At 51.7% G+C, this 21,053-nt stretch carries 18 protein-coding genes and 1 pseudogene; 13 read left to right on the top strand and 6 right to left on the bottom strand.

Features of this window, described 5'->3' with window-relative positions:
• The first annotated feature begins 70 nt into the window (after nt 1–70).
• From tyrB to OGX99_RS12575, 3 genes are all read left to right on the top strand, one after another.
• Nucleotides 71–1,264 carry an aromatic amino acid transaminase gene (tyrB, locus tag OGX99_RS12585; protein WP_151218065.1) on the top strand — a complete coding sequence of 398 codons (1,194 nt, stop codon included), beginning with the start codon at nt 71–73 and terminating at the stop codon, nt 1,262–1,264.
• Nucleotides 1,265–1,447: 183 nt separating this feature from the next.
• Entirely contained in the window at nt 1,448–2,161 is a 714-nt protein-coding gene (gene aphA / locus OGX99_RS12580) for an acid phosphatase AphA (RefSeq protein ID WP_151218064.1), read from the top strand.
• 119 nt (nt 2,162–2,280) lie between these two features.
• Complete coding sequence (locus OGX99_RS12575; RefSeq protein ID WP_151218063.1) at nt 2,281–2,634, top strand: MmcQ/YjbR family DNA-binding protein; 354 nt, start codon at nt 2,281–2,283, stop codon at nt 2,632–2,634.
• 41 nt (nt 2,635–2,675) lie between these two features.
• Here the strand turns inward: OGX99_RS12575 and uvrA are convergent, their stop codons facing one another.
• A complete protein-coding gene (uvrA, locus tag OGX99_RS12570; RefSeq protein ID WP_016155358.1) occupies nt 2,676–5,498 on the bottom strand; it encodes an excinuclease ABC subunit UvrA in 2,823 nt (940 codons plus the stop codon).
• Between the two features lie 252 nt (nt 5,499–5,750).
• On the opposite strand from uvrA, the gene ssb1 reads away from it, so the two are divergent.
• Entirely contained in the window at nt 5,751–6,275 is a 525-nt protein-coding gene (gene ssb1, locus OGX99_RS12565) for a single-stranded DNA-binding protein SSB1 (RefSeq protein WP_003826621.1), read from the top strand.
• A 191-nt stretch (nt 6,276–6,466) separates the two neighbouring features.
• Nucleotides 6,467–8,239: pseudogene (locus tag OGX99_RS12560) on the top strand (autotransporter outer membrane beta-barrel domain-containing protein); the annotation flags it as partial.
• An 83-nt stretch (nt 8,240–8,322) separates the two neighbouring features.
• On the opposite strand, the gene OGX99_RS12555 reads toward OGX99_RS12560, so the two are convergent.
• Nucleotides 8,323–8,604, bottom strand: coding sequence for a YjcB family protein (locus OGX99_RS12555; protein ID WP_151218062.1), 282 nt, complete (start codon nt 8,602–8,604; stop codon nt 8,323–8,325).
• 554 nt (nt 8,605–9,158) lie between these two features.
• Here OGX99_RS12555 and pdeC point away from each other — a divergent pair.
• Entirely contained in the window at nt 9,159–10,745 is a 1,587-nt protein-coding gene (gene pdeC / locus OGX99_RS12550; protein WP_286543704.1) for a cyclic di-3',5'-guanosine monophosphate phosphodiesterase PdeC, read from the top strand.
• A 2-nt stretch (nt 10,746–10,747) separates the two neighbouring features.
• Here the strand turns inward: pdeC and soxS are convergent, their stop codons facing one another.
• Nucleotides 10,748–11,071: a superoxide response transcriptional regulator SoxS gene (soxS, locus tag OGX99_RS12545; RefSeq protein ID WP_003031731.1), complete on the bottom strand. Its 324-nt coding sequence runs from the start codon at nt 11,069–11,071 to the stop codon at nt 10,748–10,750.
• 86 nt (nt 11,072–11,157) lie between these two features.
• Between soxS and soxR the strand changes: the two genes are divergently transcribed.
• The 3 genes from soxR (at nt 11,158) to OGX99_RS12530 (ending at nt 15,352) form a co-directional block, all read left to right on the top strand.
• Nucleotides 11,158–11,616 carry a redox-sensitive transcriptional activator SoxR gene (soxR, locus tag OGX99_RS12540; RefSeq protein WP_003031733.1) on the top strand — a complete coding sequence of 153 codons (459 nt, stop codon included), beginning with the start codon at nt 11,158–11,160 and terminating at the stop codon, nt 11,614–11,616.
• Between the two features lie 582 nt (nt 11,617–12,198).
• A complete protein-coding gene (gene ghxP, locus OGX99_RS12535; RefSeq protein WP_003031735.1) occupies nt 12,199–13,548 on the top strand; it encodes a guanine/hypoxanthine transporter GhxP in 1,350 nt (449 codons plus the stop codon).
• 157 nt (nt 13,549–13,705) lie between these two features.
• The gene (locus OGX99_RS12530; RefSeq protein WP_079938973.1) at nt 13,706–15,352 is read left to right on the top strand and encodes a Na+/H+ antiporter; all 1,647 of its coding nucleotides are present in this window, start codon (nt 13,706–13,708) and stop codon (nt 15,350–15,352) included.
• An 80-nt stretch (nt 15,353–15,432) separates the two neighbouring features.
• On the opposite strand, the gene OGX99_RS12525 is transcribed toward OGX99_RS12530, so the two are convergent.
• Nucleotides 15,433–16,323 (bottom strand): LysR family transcriptional regulator, encoded by an 891-nt coding sequence (locus OGX99_RS12525; RefSeq protein WP_151218060.1) that lies wholly within the window; start codon nt 16,321–16,323, stop codon nt 15,433–15,435.
• 101 nt (nt 16,324–16,424) lie between these two features.
• Here OGX99_RS12525 and OGX99_RS12520 point away from each other — a divergent pair, with 101 nt between their 5' ends.
• The 4 genes from OGX99_RS12520 to OGX99_RS12505 all read left to right on the top strand — a co-directional run bounded on the left by OGX99_RS12520 (nt 16,425) and on the right by OGX99_RS12505 (nt 18,974).
• On the top strand, nt 16,425–16,835 hold the full coding sequence (locus OGX99_RS12520) for a CidA/LrgA family protein (RefSeq protein ID WP_005132599.1): 411 nt from the start codon (nt 16,425–16,427) through the stop codon (nt 16,833–16,835).
• Nucleotides 16,828–17,517 (top strand): LrgB family protein, encoded by a 690-nt coding sequence (locus tag OGX99_RS12515; protein WP_151224611.1) that lies wholly within the window; start codon nt 16,828–16,830, stop codon nt 17,515–17,517. The genes OGX99_RS12520 and OGX99_RS12515 overlap by 8 nt, the downstream gene beginning before the upstream one ends.
• A 90-nt stretch (nt 17,518–17,607) precedes the next feature.
• A complete protein-coding gene (locus tag OGX99_RS12510; RefSeq protein ID WP_252838905.1) occupies nt 17,608–18,552 on the top strand; it encodes a DUF4431 domain-containing protein in 945 nt (314 codons plus the stop codon).
• A 41-nt stretch (nt 18,553–18,593) separates the two neighbouring features.
• On the top strand, nt 18,594–18,974 hold the full coding sequence (locus OGX99_RS12505) for a hypothetical protein (protein WP_151218057.1): 381 nt from the start codon (nt 18,594–18,596) through the stop codon (nt 18,972–18,974).
• A gap of 50 nt (nt 18,975–19,024) precedes the next feature.
• On the opposite strand, the gene actP is transcribed toward OGX99_RS12505, so the two are convergent.
• Together actP and OGX99_RS12495 are read right to left on the bottom strand one after the other, a co-directional pair.
• A complete protein-coding gene (gene actP, locus OGX99_RS12500; RefSeq protein WP_151218056.1) occupies nt 19,025–20,674 on the bottom strand; it encodes a cation/acetate symporter ActP in 1,650 nt (549 codons plus the stop codon).
• Nucleotides 20,671–20,985 (bottom strand): DUF485 domain-containing protein, encoded by a 315-nt coding sequence (locus OGX99_RS12495; protein WP_151218055.1) that lies wholly within the window; start codon nt 20,983–20,985, stop codon nt 20,671–20,673. Before OGX99_RS12495 ends, actP begins: the two co-directional genes overlap by 4 nt.
• Between the last annotated feature and the right edge of the window lie 68 nt (nt 20,986–21,053).

Below are 21,053 nucleotides of genomic sequence, written 5' to 3'. Positions count from 1 at the left end.
CCTCTCGATCTTCTCCTGCTTCCGGTTTATTGTGTTCTTATCCTCTGCCTGTAAACCTGGAGAACCACACGTGTTTCAAAAAGTTGACGCCTACGCTGGCGACCCGATTTTATCGCTTATGGAGCGGTTCAAAGAAGATTCACGTAGCGACAAAGTGAACCTCAGCATTGGCCTGTATTACAACGAAGACGGGATTATTCCTCAGCTTAAAGCGGTCGCGGAAGCGGAAGCCCGACTCAATGCCAAACCGCATGGCGCTTCGCTGTACCTGCCGATGGAAGGTCTGAACGCTTATCGTCATACCATTGCACCACTGCTGTTTGGCGCAGATCATCCGGTTCTCCAGCAGCAGCGCGTCGCAACCATTCAGACGCTGGGCGGCTCCGGCGCGCTAAAGGTTGGCGCAGACTTCCTGAAGCGCTATTTTCCTGATTCTGGCGTGTGGGTTAGTGATCCGACCTGGGAAAACCACATCGCGATTTTTGAAGGTGCTGGATTCAATGTAAGTACTTACCCCTGGTATGACAACACGACCAATGGCGTGCGTTTCAACGACCTGCTGGCAGCGCTGAATACCTTACCCGCGCGTAGCATCGTGCTACTGCATCCGTGCTGCCATAACCCGACAGGGGCGGATTTAACTCCAACGCAGTGGGATGGCGTCATTGAGATCCTGAAAGCACGTGATCTCATCCCATTCCTGGATATTGCTTACCAGGGCTTCGGCGGTGGAATGGAAGATGATGCCTACGCGATCCGCGCCATTGCCAGCGCCGGATTGCCTGCCCTGGTCAGCAATTCATTCTCGAAGATCTTTTCCTTGTACGGTGAACGCGTCGGTGGGCTGTCAGTGGTGTGTGAAGACGCCGATGCCGCCAGCCGCGTTCTGGGGCAGCTAAAAGCGACGGTGCGCCGGAACTACTCCAGTCCGCCAAATTTTGGTGCGCAGGTGGTTGCTGCGGTGTTGGGGGATGACACGCTGAAAGCCAGCTGGCTGGCGGAAGTCGAAGAGATGCGTACCCGTATTCTGGCGATGCGCCAGGAGCTGGTTAACGTATTGAATGCGGAGATCCCGGGCCGTAACTTTGATTACCTGCTGCAACAGCGCGGTATGTTCAGTTATACCGGGCTCAGCGCCGCTCAGGTCGATCGCCTGCGCGATGAGTTTGGGGTATACCTGATAGCCAGCGGTCGTATGTGCGTGGCCGGGTTGAATCACAGTAATGTGCAGCGCGTGGCGAAGGCATTTGCCGCCGTCATGTAACCGGGTGTACAGGCCTGATACGCGTCACGAGATCAGGCCTGTTTTCCAATGTGATCATGCTCCTTTTCCTGGACAAAACCAGAGAAAATCCTTCCTTTCCCTTCCCCCAAGGGGTAATGTCAGATAGTTTTTTGACCAGTTGTTAATAAAAAATGATAACTAACTGACTACTTAGGGAAAAATATGCGCAAGTTTACCCTGGCACTGAGTGCCGTTTGTTTATTGTTCACGTTAAATCAGCCCGTTCAGGCGTTAGTTTCCTCTCCCTCTCAGCTTAACCCCGGCACCAACGTTGCAAAACTCGCTGAGCAGGCTCCCATTCATTGGGTCTCCGTGGCACAAATCGAAAACAGTTTGACCGGGCGCCCGCCGATGGCCGTCGGGTTTGATATTGATGACACCGTCCTCTTTTCCAGCCCGGGCTTCTGGCGCGGTAAAAAAACGTATTCCCCGGACAGTGAGGATTACCTGAAGAATCCGGCCTTCTGGGAAAAAATGAACAATGGCTGGGATGAATTTAGTATTCCAAAAGAAGTGGCGCGTCAGTTGATTGATATGCATGTGCGTCGTGGCGACCGCATCTTTTTCGTGACCGGGCGTAGTCAGACCAAGACCGAAACGGTATCGAAAACGCTGGCCGATAACTTTCACATTCCGGCCGGTAATATGAATCCGGTCATTTTTGCCGGTGATAAACCCGGTCAGAACACTAAAACACAGTGGCTGCAGGATAAAAGCATCCGCATGTTCTACGGTGACTCCGACAATGACATCACCGCCGCTCGCGACGTGGGTATTCGCGGTATTCGTATTTTGCGCGCCTCTAACTCCACTTATAAACCGCTGCCGCAGGCTGGCGCGTTTGGTGAAGAGGTGATCGTCAACTCGGAGTATTGAGAAGACGGAATGCTGATTTTTTAAACAAATTTACGCTACTGGCTTTTACCTTTTGCGGACTTGCTGCACACTGAATAAAGATGTTCTCATTAGGCAATATGCTGGTAAGGGGAATAAAGATGACGAATTCGGAGTTGCTGCAATACTGCATGGCAAAAACGGGTGCGGAGCAGAGCGTGCACAGTGACTGGAAAGCCACGCAAATCAAAGTTGAAGATGTACTCTTTGCGATGGTCAAAGAGGTCGAAGGTCGCCCGGCGGTTTCTCTGAAAACCAGCCCTGAACTCGCAGAATTGCTGCGTCAGCAACATAAAGACGTGCGTCCCAGCCGTCATCTCAATAAAGCGCACTGGAGCACGGTGTATCTTGATGGCTCGCTGCCAGATTCACAGATCTACTATCTGGTAGATGCCTCCTGGCAACAGGCTGTAAATACGCTGCCGGAAGATAAACGTAAGTTGCTGGTGCAATAATTTACCGCTTCCTGTTGCGCCAGGAAGCGGTACGGGGATACTTACAACAGCGGTTTGAGGAAACGAGCCGTGTGTGAGGCTTCACATTCAGCGACCGTCTCCGGCGTGCCGGAGACTAAAATTTCCCCGCCGCCGCTGCCGCCTTCCGGACCGAGATCGACAATCCAGTCTGCGGTTTTAATCACGTCCAGATTGTGCTCAATCACCACGATGGTGTTGCCCTGATCCCGAAGCTGATGCAGCACGTCCAGCAGTTGCTGAATATCCGCAAAATGCAGGCCGGTGGTTGGCTCATCGAGAATATACAGCGTCTGTCCGGTACCGCGTTTGGACAACTCACGCGCCAGCTTCACGCGCTGCGCTTCACCGCCCGAGAGCGTGGTGGCAGACTGGCCGAGGCGGATGTACGTCAGACCAACGTCCATCAGCGTTTGCAGCTTACGCGCCAGCGCCGGAACGGCATCGAAGAACTCACGTGCTTCTTCAATCGTCATATCCAGCACTTCGTGGATAGTCTTGCCCTTGTACTTAATCTCCAGCGTTTCGCGGTTATAGCGCTTACCTTTGCACTGATCGCACGGCACGTAGATATCTGGCAGGAAGTGCATTTCCACTTTGATCACGCCATCGCCCTGACAGGCTTCGCAGCGTCCACCGCGGACGTTAAAGCTGAAACGACCCGGCGTGTAACCGCGTGCACGGGACTCCGGCACGCCGGCAAACAGTTCGCGCACTGGCGTAAATACCCCGGTGTAGGTTGCCGGGTTAGATCGCGGGGTACGGCCAATCGGGCTTTGGTCAATATCGATGACTTTGTCGAAATGTTCCAGACCCTGAACATCGCGATACGGCGCAGGTTCCGCCAGCGTCGCACCGTTCAGCGCCGTCTGCGCAATGGGGAACAGCGTATCGTTGATCAGCGTCGATTTACCTGAGCCGGAAACCCCGGTAATGCAGGTAAATAAACCAACCGGCAGCGTCAGGGTGACATCTTTCAGGTTGTTACCGCGTGCGCCGGTGAGCTTCAGCACTTTTTCCGGATCAGCTGCCACGCGCTGTTTCGGTACTTCAATTTTGCGCTTACCGCTCATGTACTGGCCGGTCAGCGACTCAGGCACCGCCATAATATCTTTTAGCGTTCCTTCGGCAACTACCTGGCCGCCGTGAACGCCCGCGCCGGGACCGATGTCGATAACGTGGTCAGCGGCGCGAATCGCATCTTCATCGTGTTCGACCACAATCACGGTATTACCCAGGTTACGCAGATGGATAAGCGTACCCAGCAGTCGTTCATTATCGCGCTGATGCAGACCAATAGACGGCTCATCCAGCACGTACATTACGCCGACCAGTCCTGCGCCGATCTGACTTGCCAGACGAATACGCTGGGCTTCGCCGCCGGAGAGCGTTTCGGCTGAACGTGACAGCGTCAGATAGTTGAGGCCGACGTTGACCAGGAACTTCAGACGATCGCCAATCTCTTTAAGGATTTTCTCTGCAATCTTCGCCCGCTGACCTGCAAGTTTCAGGTTGTTGAAGAAATCCATCGCATGACCGATGCTCATGTCGGAAATCGCGGGCAGCGGCGTATTTTCGACAAATACGTGGCGGGCTTCCCGGCGTAAACGCGTCCCTTCACAGCTGGCGCACGGCCGGTTACTGATGAATTTGGCTAATTCTTCGCGTACCGCGCTGGATTCCGTCTCTTTATAACGGCGCTCCATATTGTGTAATACGCCTTCGAACGGGTGACGACGTACGGACGTATCGCCGCGATCGTTCATGTATTTGAATTCGATATTTTCTTTACCCGAACCATACAGCACCACTTTATGCACAGCAGGGTTCAGGCTGGCCCATGGGGCTTCGACGTCGAACTTATAGTGCTCCGCCAGCGACTTAAGCATCTGGAAGTAATAGAAGTTACGACGATCCCAACCGCGGATGGCGCCACCGGCCAGCGACAGTTCCGGGTTTTGGATCACCCGGTCAGGATCGAAATACTGCTGCACGCCGAGACCGTCACAGGTTGGGCACGCACCCGCCGGGTTGTTGAACGAGAACAGGCGGGGTTCCAGTTCGCGCATACTGTAGCCGCAAATCGGGCAGGCAAAGTTGGCGGAGAACAGTAGCTCTTCCGCTTTCGGGTCGTCCATATCGGCGACCACCGCCGTACCACCGGACAGTTCCAGCGCGGTTTCAAAGGATTCAGCCAGTCGCTGAGTGAGGTCATCGCGGACTTTAAAGCGGTCAATCACCACTTCAATGGTGTGTTTCTTTTGCAGCTCCAGCTTGGGCGGATCGGAAAGGTCACACACTTCGCCGTCGATACGGGCGCGGATATAGCCCTGGCCCGCCAGGTTTTCCAGTGTTTTGGTGTGCTCGCCTTTACGCTCCTTAATTACCGGCGCCAGTAACATCAGACGTTTGCCTTCCGGCTGCGACAGCACGTTGTCCACCATCTGGCTAACGGTCTGCGCCGCCAGGGGAACGTCGTGATCCGGGCAGCGCGGCTCGCCAACGCGGGCAAACAGCAGGCGCAGATAGTCGTGAATTTCGGTAATCGTACCTACCGTGGATCGCGGGTTATGAGATGTCGATTTTTGTTCAATTGAGATGGCAGGAGACAGCCCCTCAATGTGGTCGACATCCGGTTTTTCCATCAGTGACAGAAACTGACGCGCGTAAGCTGAAAGGGATTCAACGTAACGACGTTGCCCTTCGGCATACAGGGTGTCGAAAGCAAGCGAAGATTTGCCTGAGCCCGAAAGCCCGGTGACGACAATCAGCTTGTCGCGCGGGATGACGAGGTTGATGTTTTTGAGATTATGGGTGCGGGCGCCCCGAACTTCGATCTTATCCATTCATCTTTCCCGGATTAAACGCTTTTTTTGCCTGGCTGCATGGTGCTACCGGCGATCACAAACGGTTAATTATGACACAACTTGACCTGAATGGATATACAGTATTGGAATGCAAAACGCATGTTCCTGTGCAACAATGTTTGACGGGGATTGTTTACTGGAATCGATCTCGCAACGTAGTAAAAGCGCTATTGGAAATGCTACAATCCCGCGCTTACACTTATTCAGTAACGTTTTTCAGGAGACACGATCATGGCCAGCAGAGGCGTAAACAAGGTGATTCTCGTCGGTAATCTGGGCCAGGACCCGGAAGTACGCTATATGCCGAATGGTGGCGCAGTTGCCAACATTACGCTGGCTACTTCCGAATCCTGGCGTGATAAAGCGACCGGCGAAATGAAAGAGCAGACTGAATGGCACCGCGTTGTGCTGTTTGGCAAACTGGCGGAAGTGGCCAGTGAATATCTGCGTAAAGGCTCCCAGGTCTATATCGAAGGTCAGCTGCGTACCCGCAAATGGACCGATCAGTCCGGCGTAGAAAAGTACACCACTGAAGTTGTTGTTAACGTTGGCGGCACCATGCAAATGCTGGGTGGTCGTCAGGGCGGTGGTGCTCCGGCAGGTGGCGGTCAGCAGCAAGGGGGTTGGGGTCAGCCTCAGCAGCCGCAGGGCGGCAATCAGTTCAGCGGCGGCGCGCAGTCTCGTCCGCAGCAGTCCGCTCCGGCAGCGCCGTCTAACGAACCGCCGATGGACTTCGACGACGATATCCCGTTCTAAGATAGCTGAACGCATTAACGTTCTAATTTATGAAAACCCCGTTGCGACGGGGTTTTTTTATATTTCTTATTCAGAATTAATTATTCGGTATTTTCTGGTTTATCATCGCAGCTTTATGATTCATTTAATACGAACTAATCTACGCTAATATTCGGTAATATTTATTGGTGGTTACGGCGAATGAAAATTAAGCTACGCTGGCAAATAATTGAATCTATGCGCGTGGTGTAGGTTCTACTATTACGGCAAACAGTGGCGATGTTTACATTAATACTTACGCCAGCAATTTCAAAGAACTGCTGGAGAACAATAGTGGTTATCCTGATGGCTCATCAAAAAGTGATGCGGTTAGTGCTAAAGATGGTGGTGTCGTAAATATTAATCAGTCAGGTGAGAACAAGGTTAATTTGTTAGGAAATATCGACTTCGGCGATAAAATATATGCTCATACCAGCCATATGAATATTACGCTCAATGGTGCGGAATCATTTTGGCATGGACATGAGGCGAATGTTCTGGACATCGTCAGTGGTAAATGGGCCGGAGATTTGAATCTGACGCTGATGAATAATGCTTACTGGATCCCGGATGGCAAAGACGCTCAGATCAGCGCCATCACCTTGCAAGACGGCGGGACGATAAACCTGCACGGTTTTAACCTGCATACCAATCAGAGCATCAACGAAACCGTGAAGATTCACGAGCTGAAAGGCAACAACGGTATTTTCCTGATTGATGTAAATACAAATAAAACCGATGAGCAGCGGCGTAATGGGAGCGACTTTATCGAAGTCGTTAAGAGTAGCACGGGGGGAACTCATGCTATTGAGGCGTTAAATATTAATAAGCTTAGCGATCTGCAAGAAGATATCTGGGTTGCCGATGCCGCCAGCAATGTGATGTTCGAAGCGTACGATAAAATCGATATCACTAACGAGTATGTATACGACTATAAACCGCTACTGCGTTCTGATATTCGGGAAGGTGATCCGGTAAGCCAGTATGGCACAAACTGGTATATTACGGGGGTTTCAACAAAAGCCAGTGCGGGTAGCAACACCGCGATTGCTAATGCCGGGTTAAACTACGCGGTGGCCACCGCCCGTCTCGAAATCGACAGCCTGAATAAACGTTTAGGGGAATTACGCCAGAACCAACAGCAAAATGGTCTGTGGATACGTTATAAAGGCGGCGAAATGGAAAGCGCTAATGGCAGCTACTTCAAAAACTTGTACAGCTTCTGGCAACTGGGTTATGACAATAAAGAAGAAAGTGAACAATCAGTCTGGACGCGAGGCATTGCGGCGCATTACATGAGAGGTAACGCTGACTTTACTTATGGCACGGGCGATAACAAGAGCTACGGTGGTTCACTTTATGCTGCATGGAACCGCCCGGAAAAACAGGACTACCTGGATCTGGTACTGAAATATAGCCGCCATGAGAGTGATTTTAACTACCGAAATGTGTACGGCAATATGGGGGTGGCGGATAGCAGTACGTGGTCAATTAGCGCCAGCGCAGAATACGGTCGTGAGTTTAGTCTGGGAGAATCCTCTTTCATCGAACCGCAAGCACAGCTCGTGTATACCCGGTTGGATGAAGCTCGTTATACCACCAGCAGCGGGCTACGGGTTCGTCAGAATGATATCGATAGCGTGATCGGTCGTGTCGGATTGCGAGGAGGTTATCGATTTGAAGAACGCCCGGACAGCGACATTTATGTGAAGCTGGATCTGCTGCATGAGTTTGCTGGCGATCGTGATGTCACTGTGTGGGGTAAAGACGCGTCCATGACGGTCCGCGAGGGAGGAAGTGACTCGTGGATCAACTACGGTATTGGAACCAATATCCATCTCACTCAGAACAATAATTCTCGACTGTACGTTGACCTGGAAAGGTCAGCTGGAGGCGACATTGATATGAACTGGCAGGTGAACGCAGGGTTCCGTATGGAGTGGTAAGCGGTTACCGGAACGTCAGTAGAATCGTTATCGCTTAAAACGGTGTCCGACCGGGTATATTCTGGTCGGACACACTGTTGTTATCAGTTCAACACCATCGGCCATTCTGGCGGTGTGTGGCTCATCATTTCGACCATCACGGTTTCAATATTCTTCCAGATCGTGGAAATATCCACCAGGGTTATGCCGAGCAATCCGGTCGCAAACCAGCAGGCAAAAACCAACCCTAAACCGCTGCTAATGACGGCCAGGCCAATATAGTCTGATTTACGAAAACGGATATTGAGCGTACTGGCTAAAAACATCAGCACTGCACTGAGTAATTGCCACCGCAGAAGAACCACGCCAGTTGTTATCGTTGCCATGAAAAACGTCCTCAGAAAGTCTGGAGGCCCAGGACAGCGCGGGGGTGTTCACCGAGGGTGTAGTACTCTGGCTATCGACGGGCAATAACATGAATGAAACATTGTTTCTGTTACATGATTTTTGTGAACTATATCACAAGTGTTCGTTTGTTCACCAGTGCTGGACGTTATTTTTGCTGGATTATAACCATTATTAATGTGTGGTTATTTTTGAAAAGGCTACTGATACTAAATAATCAATCTTAAAGGTGTATTTACGCCACTAGTTTAATTCATCTTAAATTAATTGTTAAAAAAATTTAATGAATTTCTTAAATGCAACCAGGATAGTGCTCATAAAAAATTAACGTTTTCGGGATAATAACATTGTGAAATAAGCGTAACTTTAAGTTTGCATTACGGAAAAATAATATCATCCCCAACTATTATCAGACTTTTACATAGAGACGTCTGTTGCTAATACTGATAGATTCATGCAAGTTAACTAGCTGGTGTTTATAGCATCACTGCCGTGACAGGTACTGGCATAGACAAAACAGGGACATAAGGCTGACATGAATCACAGTGCGCGACGCAAGATGCTGAAGTTGCTGGGAACATTCATGGTGGTATTGCTCCCCGTGGTGCTGGCATTATGGTTTGCTCAAATCCGGGCGATGTCCGAAACCCGTAATGAACTTCACTCTTTTGCTCAACTGGTCTTAAATAAAACAGAATTAGTGATCCAACAAGCCGATTTAGCACGTGATATGGCCCAGTTGTATCAAGGTGAGATGTGTACCCCAACACATCAGAAAAGTATGCTGAATATAATTCGCGGTCGTTTATATATCAGCGAGCTAATTTATGCCCAGGGCGATCATTTTTTGTGCTCTACGTCGATGGTGCCATCCACTACCTATATTATGCCGACCGCAGACTATAAACGTACGCCGGACATCTCGATCTATTACTATCGCGATACCCCGTTTTTTGCTGGCTACCGAATGACGTATATGCAACGAGGAAACTACGTTGTCGTCATCAATCCGTTATCTTACAGCGAAGTCATGTCAGATGACCCAGACCTGTCCTGGGGCGTGTATGACACGGTAACGGATTCCTTTTTCTCTGCCAGCAAAGGGGCGCACATTGATCAATTCTCGCCGCTGGTGGGCGGCGAAGCCTCTACCTTCCCGTTGGCGGATCGCTTCTATACTATTGTGCGTTCAGAAAAACGGCCAATCGCGATTATTGTGTCGACCTCGGATAAACGCATAAATTCGATTTTTTATCACGAGGCTGCATTAACGGTTCCTTTCGGGATTATCTGCAGCATCCTGATGCTGTTAATGTGGTGGCGTACGCGTCAGGAATACCTCTCTCCCCGTCGTTTATTAAAACGCGCAATCAAAAAACGTCACCTGTGCCTGTACTACCAGCCGATCATTGATATCACAAACGGTCAGTGCGTAGGGGCCGAGGCTTTGCTGCGCTGGCCGGACTGTAAAGGTGAGGTGATGAGTCCGACCGAGTTTATTCCTCTGGCTGAAAAAGAGGGAATGATGGAGCGGATCACGGATTACGTGGTTGAAGAGGTGTTTAACGATTTGGGGTATTTTCTGTCGGCACATCCCCAGCTTTATATCTCGATAAATCTCTCCGCGTCTGATTTTCATTCATCCCGACTCATTGCCCTGATTACTGACAAAAACCGTGAGTACTCCGTGGCGGCCCGACAAATTAAAGTTGAGGTAACGGAGCGCGGGTTTGTTGATGTAGATAAAATGACGCCGGTAATCCAGGCCTTCCGCCAGGCGGGTTATGAAGTGGCGTTTGATGATTTTGGCACGGGGTATTCCAATCTACATAATTTGTCCGCGCTGAATGTCGATATCCTGAAGATCGATAAATCATTTATTAGTACTCTGTCCACTAACAGTACCAGCCACATGATTGCCGAACATATCATTGAGATGGCACAAAGCTTACATCTGAAGACGATCGCTGAAGGGGTTGAAACGACAGAGCAAGTCGAGTGGCTGCGTGAACGCGGCGTACAGTATTGTCAGGGCTGGTATTTTGCGAAAGCGCTGCCGCTGCAGGAGTTCATACGCTGGATACAACGGTCGCCCGCCATACTGACGCAGAGCGGGCAATAATCTTACAGGCGGTGGCGGTAATCGCTTGGAGTACGATCAAACTCACGACGAAACACGCGAGAGAAGGTTTGTTGCGATACATAACCAAGATCCATCGCAATGTCGAAAATAGGTCGCTCAGTCGTCCTCAGTTCAACCGCCGCCAGCAGAAGTCGGCGTTGGCGGATGTAGTCGCCCAGCGTCTGGCGCGTCACCGTGCGGAACATTCTCTGTAAATACCACTTCGAGTAACCTGATTTTTTCGCAACCGCCTCAATGTTCAGCGGCTGATCAATATGTTCATCAATCCATTCAATAAGGGTCTGAATAATCTGCTGATGGGACATAGGGCTGCCTCTTTTTCAGTATTCGATTCGTCGTTTTGCCTGCGAGTGAGTATAATTCCTCAAGTTAACTTGAGGTAAAGCAATTTATGGAAAAGAAATTACCCCGAATAAAAGCGCTGCTCACACCAGGTGAAGTCGCAAAGCGTAGCGGTGTGGCGGTATCGACCCTGCATTTCTATGAAAGCAAAGGGTTAATCAGCAGTATGCGCAACAGCGGTAACCAGCGTCGGTACAAACGTGATGTGTTGCGTTACGTGGCGATTATCAAGATTGCTCAACGTATTGGGATCCCGCTGGCAACGATCGGCGACGCGCTGGGCGTATTACCTGAAGGACATTCACTTAGCGCTAAAGAGTGGAAACAACTCTCTTCGCAATGGCGTGAAGAGCTGGATCGACGCATTCATACTTTGGTGTCACTGCGCGATGAGCTGGATGGATGTATTGGTTGCGGCTGCTTGTCGCGCAGTGATTGTCCGTTGCGTAACCCAGGCGATCAGCTGGGCGAGCAAGGAACCGGGGCGCGGCTGCTGGAAGACGATTGATTGGTATAAAACTAAAGCGCCACAGAGGGCGCTTTAGTTTGGTTCCGGTCTTTGTCTTTCACTCTATCCCGCTGGTTCACGGGAGGGTTTCCCCCGACATCAACACCCCTCAGTCGAGCACATTAGGGGAGGTTCCGGTTTGTGTTGATAAGGTAAGTGTAAGCCACCTCTCACCATTTGCCAGTGAAATGGTTATTTTTTAGCCAAAAAAATTCCCGCATCTTCACCTGTTTTTTTGCGCGAGTTTGCGTGAAAAAGGAACACTCATGTTGTAATCACGCCGCGAAAATTGTTGCCAGATTGCGCATTGACGATAACGTTTGCGCATCGGCTGATTATTTATTGCGCGTTATAAGAAGAAATGAGTAAAAAGCGGCAAAGTTCAGTTGAAAACCAGCGTATGATCGCTGGATAATCGTTTGCTTTTTTTTACCACCCGTTTTTTATGCGCGGAGCTAAACGTTTGCTTTTTTGCGACACCCCTATTGACGCAAACCTGGCACATGGAGAAAACGTTTAGCAGGCAGTGGATTGTCCAGCACGCATAATGACGAAAAAATAAACTCTCAGGGGATGTTTTCTATGTCTACGCCTTCAGCGCGTACCGGCGGTTCACTCGACGCCTGGTTTAAAATTTCGCTTCGCGGCAGTACCGTTCGTCAGGAAGTCGTTGCCGGATTAACGACGTTCCTCGCCATGGTTTACTCCGTTATCGTGGTTCCAGGGATGCTGGGTAAAGCCGGATTCCCGCCTGCCGCTGTATTTGTGGCAACCTGTCTGGTCGCGGGCGTCGGTTCTATTGTGATGGGCTTGTGGGCCAACCTGCCGCTGGCAATTGGTTGCGCCATTTCTCTGACGGCGTTTACCGCATTCAGCCTGGTATTGGGGCAACATATCAGCGTGCCCGTTGCGCTGGGCGCGGTGTTCCTGATGGGGGTCCTGTTTACCATCATTTCCGCGACCGGTATTCGTAGCTGGATCCTGCGCAATTTGCCGCAGGGTGTTGCGCACGGCACGGGAATCGGTATCGGCCTGTTCCTGCTGCTGATTGCGGCAAACGGCGTTGGTCTGGTGATTAAGAACCCGCTGGACGGCCTGCCGGTTGCACTGGGCGACTTCGATACCTTCCCGGTGATAATGTCGCTGGTTGGTCTGGCGGTGATTATTGGCCTCGAAAAACTGAAAGTACCGGGCGGCATCCTGCTGACTATTATCGGTATTTCTATTGTTGGCCTGATTTTCGATCCGGCTGTACATTTCTCCGGTATTTTTGCCATGCCGTCTCTGAGCGACGAAAACGGCAACTCGCTGATTGGCAGCCTGGATATTATGGGCGCACTGAATCCTATCGTTCTGCCGAGCGTGCTGGCGCTAGTCATGACCGCCGTCTTCGATGCGACCGGAACTATCCGTGCCGTAGCCGGACAGGCGAATTTGCTGGATAAAGACGGACAGATTATCGACGGCGGCAAAGCGCTGACCACTGACTCCCTGAGCAGCGTGTTCTCTGGTCTGGTGGGCGCTGCACCTGCGGCGGTCTACATTGAATCCGCAGCGGGTACGGCAGCGGGCGGTAAAACTGGCCTGACGGCGATCACCGTTGGCGTCTTGTTCCTGCTGATCCTGTTCCTCTCTCCGCTCTCGTATCTTGTACCGGTGTACGCCACGGCGCCAGCGCTGATGTATGTAGGCCTGTTGATGCTGAGCAATGTGGCAAAAATCGACTTTGCTGACTTTGTCGACGCAATGGCGGGTCTGGTAACGGCCGTATTTATCGTGCTGACCTGTAACATCGTAACCGGCATTATGATTGGCTTTGCTACCCTGGTGATTGGCCGTCTTGTCTCTGGCGAATGGCGCAAGCTGAACATCGGCACGGTGGTTATCGCTATCGCGCTGGTGGCCTTCTACGCGGGCGGTTGGGCTATCTGATTCTTATTCGATGAAGATCCTGAAAACGGGTGGCTTTGGCCGCCCGTTTTTATTTTCAGAACACACTTGTTGTCTTTTGCGTTACTCTCAATTAGATAGAATTGAGGCACGACGCCTCTCATCACGAATCATAAGAAACATCGCAAACAGGGAACGCATGGAAATCTTTTTCACCATACTCATCATGACCCTTGTGGTCTCGCTGTCGGGGGTATTTACTCGCGTATTGCCCTTCCAACTCCCTCTACCCCTTATGCAGATCGCCATCGGCGCCTTGCTGGCGTGGCCGACGTTTGGTTTGCATGTGGAATTCGATCCTGAGCTATTTTTGGTTCTGTTCATCCCGCCGCTGCTCTTTGCCGATGGCTGGAAGACGCCAACGCGTGAGTTTCTCGAACATGGGCGAGAGATCTTTGGTCTTGCGCTGGCGTTAGTGCTGGTCACGGTGGTCGGGATTGGCTTTATGATTTACTGGCTGGTGCCGGGGATCCCTCTCATCCCGGCCTTTGCGCTGGCTGCCGTCCTGTCGCCAACCGACGCCGTTGCCCTTTCCGGCATTGTGGGGGAGGGACGCATCCCGAAGAAAATCATGGGGATCCTGCAGGGCGAAGCGTTGATGAACGACGCCTCCGGCCTGGTGTCACTAAAATTTGCCGTCGCCGTGGCGATGGGTACGATGGTATTTACCGTTGGCGGCGCAACGCTTGAATTCTTCAAAGTAGCAATTGGCGGTATCCTGGCCGGTTTTGTCGTCAGTTGGCTGTACGGGCGCTCCCTGCGTTTTCTCAGCCGATGGGGTGGCGATGAGCCAGCAACGCAAATCGTTCTGCTGTTTCTGCTGCCGTTTGCGTCTTACCTGATTGCGGAACACATTGGTGTCTCAGGCATCCTCGCGGCGGTCGCTGCCGGGATGACAATCACCCGTTCCGGGGTGATGCGCCGCGCGCCGTTGGCGATGCGCTTACGTGCTAACAGCACCTGGGCGATGCTGGAATTTGTGTTTAACGGTATGGTTTTCCTGCTGTTAGGGCTGCAGTTGCCGGGGATTCTGGAGTCTTCTTTGGCGGCAGCAGAGGTCGATCCGAACGTTGAAATCTGGATGCTGTTTACCGATATCGTACTGATTTACGTGGCGCTGATGCTGGTACGTTTTGGCTGGCTGTGGACCATGAAGAAGTTCAGTCTGCGCTTCCTGAAGAAAAAGCCAATGGAATTCGGCTCCTGGACGACGCGTGAAATCCTGATTGCTTCCTTTGCGGGCGTGCGCGGGGCAATAACTCTTGCGGGTGTGCTCTCCATTCCGCTGTTGTTACCGGATGGTAGCGGCTTCCCGGCCCGATATGAGCTGATTTTCCTTGCTGCGGGCGTGATCCTGTTCTCACTGTTTGTTGGCGTAGTAATGCTGCCGATTCTGCTACAGCATCTGGAAGTCGCAGATCACTCGCAGCAGCAAAAAGAGGAACGTATTGCCCGGGCTGCCACGGCGGAAGTCGCGATTGTCGCCATCCAGAAAATGGAGGAGCGCCTGGCCGCGGACAGCGAAGAGAACATCGATAATCAGTTGCTCACCGAGGTGAGTTCACGTGTCATCGGTAATCTGCGTCGACGCGCCGACGGACGCAACGATGTGGAAAGCTCGATGCAGGAAGAAAACCTCGAACGGCGTTTCCGTCTGGCGGCACTGCGCTCAGAACGCGCAGAGCTTTATCACCTGCGAGCCACACGTGAAATCAGTAATGAAACGCTGCAAAAACTACTGCACGACCTGGACTTGCTGGAAGCGCTGTTGATTGAGAACCAGTAACGGTAGTGCCTGATGGCACTACGCTTATCAGGCCTACGGGATTTTGTAGGTCTGATATGGCGTTAGCCGCATCCGGCATTTTACGACGCTTGCGTTAGCCAAAAACCTTCGCAACATTTCAGCCATGCCTGGGCGCTGTGCGACAGATATACGCCCTCGCGCCAAATCATACCCAACTGCCAGCGTAAATCACTCTCCAGAGGGATCCAGCGCAAAGTTTGCTTATCCAGACGCTGGCAGATTGGCTCCGGCAAAATGGCGATTCCGACGCCGGCTTGTACCATCGCCGCCAGGAAATCCCACTGCCCGCTGCGTACTGCAATGCGGGGCTTGACGTTGTGCTGGCTAAACAGTTCAAGCAACTGGCGACTCAACGCGAAATCTTCGTTATAGATAAGTAACGGATGCTCCGCTAACGCCTCGGGGGAAATAGATTCGCACGTTGTCCACTGACCGGAGCGAGGGACCAGCACACAGAGCGGATGACTGAAAAGCGGTAAGGTCGCCAGACCGCTTTCTTCCTCAACCGGCAGCGCGGTCATCGCGACATCCAGATCGCCATTCATCACCGCCTGCTGGACGGTTAAGCCGCCAAATTCAGAGACCTTTAGCTCAACGCCGGGATAGCGCTGGCGAAAAAGGCTTATAGGCCCTGCCATCAACATGCCGACCATCGGCGGGATACCGAGGCGCAATAGCCCCTTGTTGAGATGGTTAATGTCGCTGAGTTCCGCTTCAAGCTGGCGAAACTCGGCGAGGATCGCCAGACCGCGCTCGAAAACCACTTGTCCGGTATCAGTCAACAAAAGCCGCCGACCGTCGCGGATTAGCAGCGTGCAGTTAAGCTCGTCTTCAAGATTCTTCAACATCTTGCTGATAGTGGGTTGAGTGACAAAAAGCTTCTCCGCTGCGCGAGTAAAGCTCTGCTGACGAACCACCTCAACAAAATATCGCAGCGTTCTGATATCCATGATTATTCCTTAAGACTATGCCTGCAATGAGTTTAATTCATTTCAGTCCGGGACGGGGGCTCTCTATACTGGCGCTCTCTATTTTTTAAGGACATACCCTCATGGCTGTGGCGATAAGCCGCGTGACGCCTGCTGTCATTCAACGACTTCAGATCCCCGTTCAGGTTCTGCTGTACGCAGGTCTCTTTGTATTTGCTCAATATCTTGTCTCCTGGCTGCATTTGCCGCTTCCTGCCAACCTGGTCGGGATGGTACTGATGCTGGCGTTAATTGTCTGCCGGGTTATCCCGCTGAACTGGATTCGCGCAGGCGCTCGCTGGTTACTGGCTGAAATGTTGCTGTTTTTTGTTCCGGCGGTGGTGGCCGTCGTCAACTATACGCAGCTGCTGCTGGTCGATGGCTGGCGCATATTCGCCGTTATTGCGCTAAGTACGCTGATGGTGCTCGGCGCCACGGCGTGGGTGGTCGATAAAGTGTATCGTTATGAAATGAGCAGGTTAAACCGTGAGTAATTTCCAGCTAAGCGTGTTGTGTCTGGTGATTACGTTGGGCATCTATTTTGCCAACAAGCGCCTGTATCGCCGTTTTCGTAAATTACCCCTGATGCCATTAGTTCTCACCCCGGCCCTGCTGGTGCTGATGCTAGTCTTCGGCCATATCTCCTGGCAAAACTATATTGGTGAATCGCACTGGCTGCTGTGGCTGCTAGGCCCGGCAACCATTGCGTTTGCCGTTCCGGTGTATGACAACCTTGCGGTGATTAAGCGGCACTGGATGTCGCTGACGGCGGGCGTGGTGACGGCAACGCTGGTGGCTGTCACCAGCTCCGTGTGGCTGGCGCGTTTGTTTATGTTGCCTGATGAGATCCAGCGCAGTCTGGCGGTGCGCTCTGTCACCACGCCATTTGCGCTGGCGGCGGCAGAGCCGTTGGGCGGGCAGCCGGACCTGGTGGCCTTGTTCGTGGTGGTGACCGGCGTATTCGGCATGGCGGTCGGCGATGTGCTGTTTTTACGCCTTTCCATTCGTGAAGGGATGGCGAAAGGCGCAGGATTTGGCGCGGCGTCGCACGGGGCAGGTACGGCGCGCTCTTATGAGCTCGGTCAGCAGGAGGGCGTGGTTGCCAGTCTGGTGATGATGCTTTCCGGCGTGGTGATGGTATTGGTTGCGCCGCTGGTGGCGATGGTCATGTTCTGATTTTTCGGTGGACGATATTTTTTCAGGTTTATGTCTCTTACACTGACGGTCCTTTTTTATCGCAGTGTAAGGATACTCAGCGTGAAATATATGTGGCTACTGGTCGGCCTGTTTAGTCATGTCGCATTGGCATATTGCCCCGATGAAGACCAACAGGTGACCCTGCAAGGGACATTAATCCAACAGACTTTTCCCGGCCCCCCAAACTACGAAAGCATCAAGGATGGTGACGAAGCGGTAACTTATGACTATTTAAAGCTCGATCAGCCGTTTGAGTGTGATTTTGCACCTGAAAATGATGTCGTGCCGGAAGTACAGCTTATTCTTGCTGGCAAACGTCATATTGATTATGCCGATCTGGCTCCCCTTTTAGGAAAAGAGGTCATCCTGAGCGGGAAAACGATGTACGCCCAGATTGGTCGCCACTTTACCCCTGTTCTGCTCATCCTTGATGACGTGAAAGCTGCTGGCACTCTTACCACACCTGAACAGAAGAAGAGCGCGCTGCTTCAGTTTCAGCAGTTCCAGCAGGCGTTGCGTGAGAAAAATGTTGCGGCGTTGAAAACGTATTTTGTATTCCCATTGCCGGGCAGCCTTTTAGATTTTATTCCCTACGATGAATCACAAGATATCGAGACGGAACCGCTTACCGAAGCGGAGTTTGATAAACATGCATTGCAGATTATTGAGGGGTTGCAGAGGCTGAACGACCTTGATGTTAACCCTGACACGTTGACGATAAAAGAACACAGAATTAATGCGCTATCTGCTCAGGAGCAGCAGCGAAAATATTATCCCGCTGATGAAGACGGCCAATTTTATTATGAAGAAAACGGTCAGCGTCACACGGTGGAAGGAACCTGCGATACGGTTGCCGACGGGGAATTTGAAGAGGGTATTTTAAGACTTTCTCAGGGTACCGAGGCGAATGCACAACTGCCTGGCCTTTCAGAGTATTGTGATGGTGCGTCGATATATGATTTTGAATTGATTGATGGAAAACTCCGCCTGGTGCGCAGTTTTACCGCTGGATAAAAACAATATATTACGTGAGAAACAGAGAATAAGGATATCAAGTGAATATACTCAATGATTTATTTCTGGGCTGGAGAAAAGGTGTTCTGGGACGGTTGAAGTTTTTTCTTTATTTTGTATTGATTACCGTTATTTCATTATTTACAACATGGTTTTTAGTTGCGAATCCTTTTAGCAACTTCGCTATTTTTATCAATTGGCTGGGGATTATTTTAAGCTATTACTGTGGTTTTTTAGTCATCACCAAACGGTATCGGGAGTTGATGCCATTTCCAGTGATCATTGCGATTATTCACTGGGGAGCCGGGTTGCTGGCTTTCTGGAAGGGCTGGCAGTGGCTAAATATTGTGTGCGCGATTGTTTTCCTGTTGCTTATCGCTGTTCCTGCTCGCCGCTTTATAACGGATGAGAATCCCACATAATTGACAGAAATTCTTCCCCGGTCAAAATAACCGGGGAAGAGGAGGTGGGACTAGTGTGCGCGACCTTGTTCTACGCCGTACCCGGTCTGGGAACGGATGAACTGAGCACGGAACTGCTCGCGTTCGCGGTTGCCTTCTTCTGAGTTATCGGTAGCAGAGAAGAACCAGATCCCGAGGAACGCTACGCTGATGGAGAACAGCGCCGGATATTCATACGGGAAAATAGCTTTTTCGTGACCGAGGATTTGGACCCAAATGGTTGGGCCGAGAATCATCAGCACCACAGCCGTCAGCAGACCTAACCAGCCGCCGACCATGGCGCCACGGGTGGTCAGTTTTGACCAGTACATGGAAAGCAGGATGATCGGGAAGTTGCAGCTTGCCGCGATGGCGAACGCCAGGCCTACCATAAAGGCGATATTCTGATTCTCAAACAGCACGCCGAGCAGGATGGCTATCACACCCAGCACCAGCACGGTAATTTTTGACACCTTCAGTTCTTCACGCTCGGTTGCGCCTTTGCGGAATACGTTGGCGTACAGGTCGTGAGAAACAGCCGAAGCGCCCGCCAGGGTCAGGCCGGCAACCACCGCCAGGATGGTGGCAAACGCCACTGCAGAGATGAAGCCGAGGAACAGGTTACCGCCCACCGCATTCGCCAGGTGAACCGCAGCCATGTTGTTACCACCGATCAATGCGCCTGCAGCATCTTTGTACTCTGGGTTAGCACCTACCAGCATGATCGCGCCAAAGCCGATGATAAAGGTCAGGATGTAGAAATAACCCATAAAGCCGGTGGCATAGAACACGCTCTTACGCGCTTCGCGGGCATCGCTGACCGTGAAGAAACGCATCAGTATGTGCGGTAAACCTGCCGTACCAAACATCAGACCGAGACCTAACGACAAGGCGGATATTGGATCTTTAACCAATCCGCCAGGACTCATAATCGCGGAGCCTTTCGGGTGTACCGCCATCGCTTCGGTGAACAGGTTATTGAAGCTGAAGCCAACGTGCTTCATCACCATAAAGGCCATGAAGCTGGCGCCGAACAGCAGCAGAACAGCTTTAATGATCTGTACCCACGTGGTTGCCAGCATGCCGCCGAACAGCACATACATCATCATCAGCACACCAACCAGTACGACGGCGATGTGATAGTTCAGACCAAACAGCAGCTCAATCAGCTTACCTGCGCCAACCATCTGGGCGATCAAATACAGTGCGACCACCACCAGGGAACCGCAGGCCGACAGAATACGGATTGGCCCCTGCTTCAGACGATAAGAAGCAACGTCTGCAAAGGTGTAACGACCGAGGTTACGCAAACGCTCCGCAATCAGGAACAGGATAATTGGCCAGCCGACCAGGAAGCCGAGCGAGTAGATCAGCCCGTCATACCCAGAGGTAAACACCAGCGCGGAAATTCCGAGAAACGATGCCGCCGACATATAGTCGCCCGCAATCGCCAGCCCGTTCTGGAAACCGGTGATGTTACCACCGGCGGTGTAGTAGTCATTACGTGAACGTACCCGCTTAGACGCCCAGTAGGTGATACCGAGCGTAAAGATGACGAAAATCAGGAACATGACAATCGCCTGCCAGTTAGTTGGCTGGCGTTGAACTGCACCGCTAATAGCATCCGCCGCGTTTGCAGCGAAGGGCAGCGTGGCGGCAAGCGCCGTCAGGACTCTCTTCATGATGCTTTAACCTCGTGCAGAACCGCATTGTTCAGGCGATCGAATTCACTGTTTGCCCGCCAGATATAGATCCCGGTCAGGATGAAGGAGATAAGGATCACTCCGACCCCAATCGGAATACCCCGGGTGACGCTGGTTCCCGCGTGGAGCGGTGTACCCAGCCAGCCAGGCGCAAAAGCAATCAGTAAAATAAAGCTGATATAAACTGCCAGCATGATGATGGACAGAATGGTGGCAAACCGTTGCCGTTTTTCAACTAATTCCCTGAAATGCGCACTGTCTTCTATCCGCTGATAAATTTGGTCATTCATCACAGAATCTCCAGAGGTCCCCCTGCGTCTTTCGTGCTACAGGTTCGTTGGCCGCACTTGCCTACTCC

Origin of the sequence: Citrobacter sp. Cu096, assembly GCF_030332285.1 — a bacterium.
Taxonomy (GTDB): domain Bacteria; phylum Pseudomonadota; class Gammaproteobacteria; order Enterobacterales; family Enterobacteriaceae; genus Citrobacter; species Citrobacter meridianamericanus.
This window is presented reverse-complemented; position numbering and strand designations above follow the sequence as displayed.

Excerpts from the sequence above, each read along its gene's own strand:
- aphA (WP_151218064.1), top strand. The coding sequence starts at position 1,448 with ATGCGCAAGTTTACCCTGGCACTGAGTGCCGTTTGTTTATTGTTCACG.
- OGX99_RS12575 (WP_151218063.1), top strand. The coding sequence starts at position 2,281 with ATGACGAATTCGGAGTTGCTGCAATACTGCATGGCAAAAACGGGTGCG.
- uvrA (WP_016155358.1), bottom strand. The coding sequence starts at position 5,498 with ATGGATAAGATCGAAGTTCGGGGCGCCCGCACCCATAATCTCAAAAAC.
- ssb1 (WP_003826621.1), top strand. The coding sequence starts at position 5,751 with ATGGCCAGCAGAGGCGTAAACAAGGTGATTCTCGTCGGTAATCTGGGC.
- OGX99_RS12555 (WP_151218062.1), bottom strand. The coding sequence starts at position 8,604 with ATGGCAACGATAACAACTGGCGTGGTTCTTCTGCGGTGGCAATTACTC.
- pdeC (WP_286543704.1), top strand. The coding sequence starts at position 9,159 with ATGAATCACAGTGCGCGACGCAAGATGCTGAAGTTGCTGGGAACATTC.
- soxS (WP_003031731.1), bottom strand. The coding sequence starts at position 11,071 with ATGTCCCATCAGCAGATTATTCAGACCCTTATTGAATGGATTGATGAA.
- soxR (WP_003031733.1), top strand. The coding sequence starts at position 11,158 with ATGGAAAAGAAATTACCCCGAATAAAAGCGCTGCTCACACCAGGTGAA.
- ghxP (WP_003031735.1), top strand. The coding sequence starts at position 12,199 with ATGTCTACGCCTTCAGCGCGTACCGGCGGTTCACTCGACGCCTGGTTT.
- OGX99_RS12530 (WP_079938973.1), top strand. The coding sequence starts at position 13,706 with ATGGAAATCTTTTTCACCATACTCATCATGACCCTTGTGGTCTCGCTG.
- OGX99_RS12525 (WP_151218060.1), bottom strand. The coding sequence starts at position 16,323 with ATGGATATCAGAACGCTGCGATATTTTGTTGAGGTGGTTCGTCAGCAG.
- OGX99_RS12520 (WP_005132599.1), top strand. The coding sequence starts at position 16,425 with ATGGCTGTGGCGATAAGCCGCGTGACGCCTGCTGTCATTCAACGACTT.
- OGX99_RS12510 (WP_252838905.1), top strand. The coding sequence starts at position 17,608 with ATGTGGCTACTGGTCGGCCTGTTTAGTCATGTCGCATTGGCATATTGC.
- actP (WP_151218056.1), bottom strand. The coding sequence starts at position 20,674 with ATGAAGAGAGTCCTGACGGCGCTTGCCGCCACGCTGCCCTTCGCTGCA.
- OGX99_RS12495 (WP_151218055.1), bottom strand. The coding sequence starts at position 20,985 with ATGAATGACCAAATTTATCAGCGGATAGAAGACAGTGCGCATTTCAGG.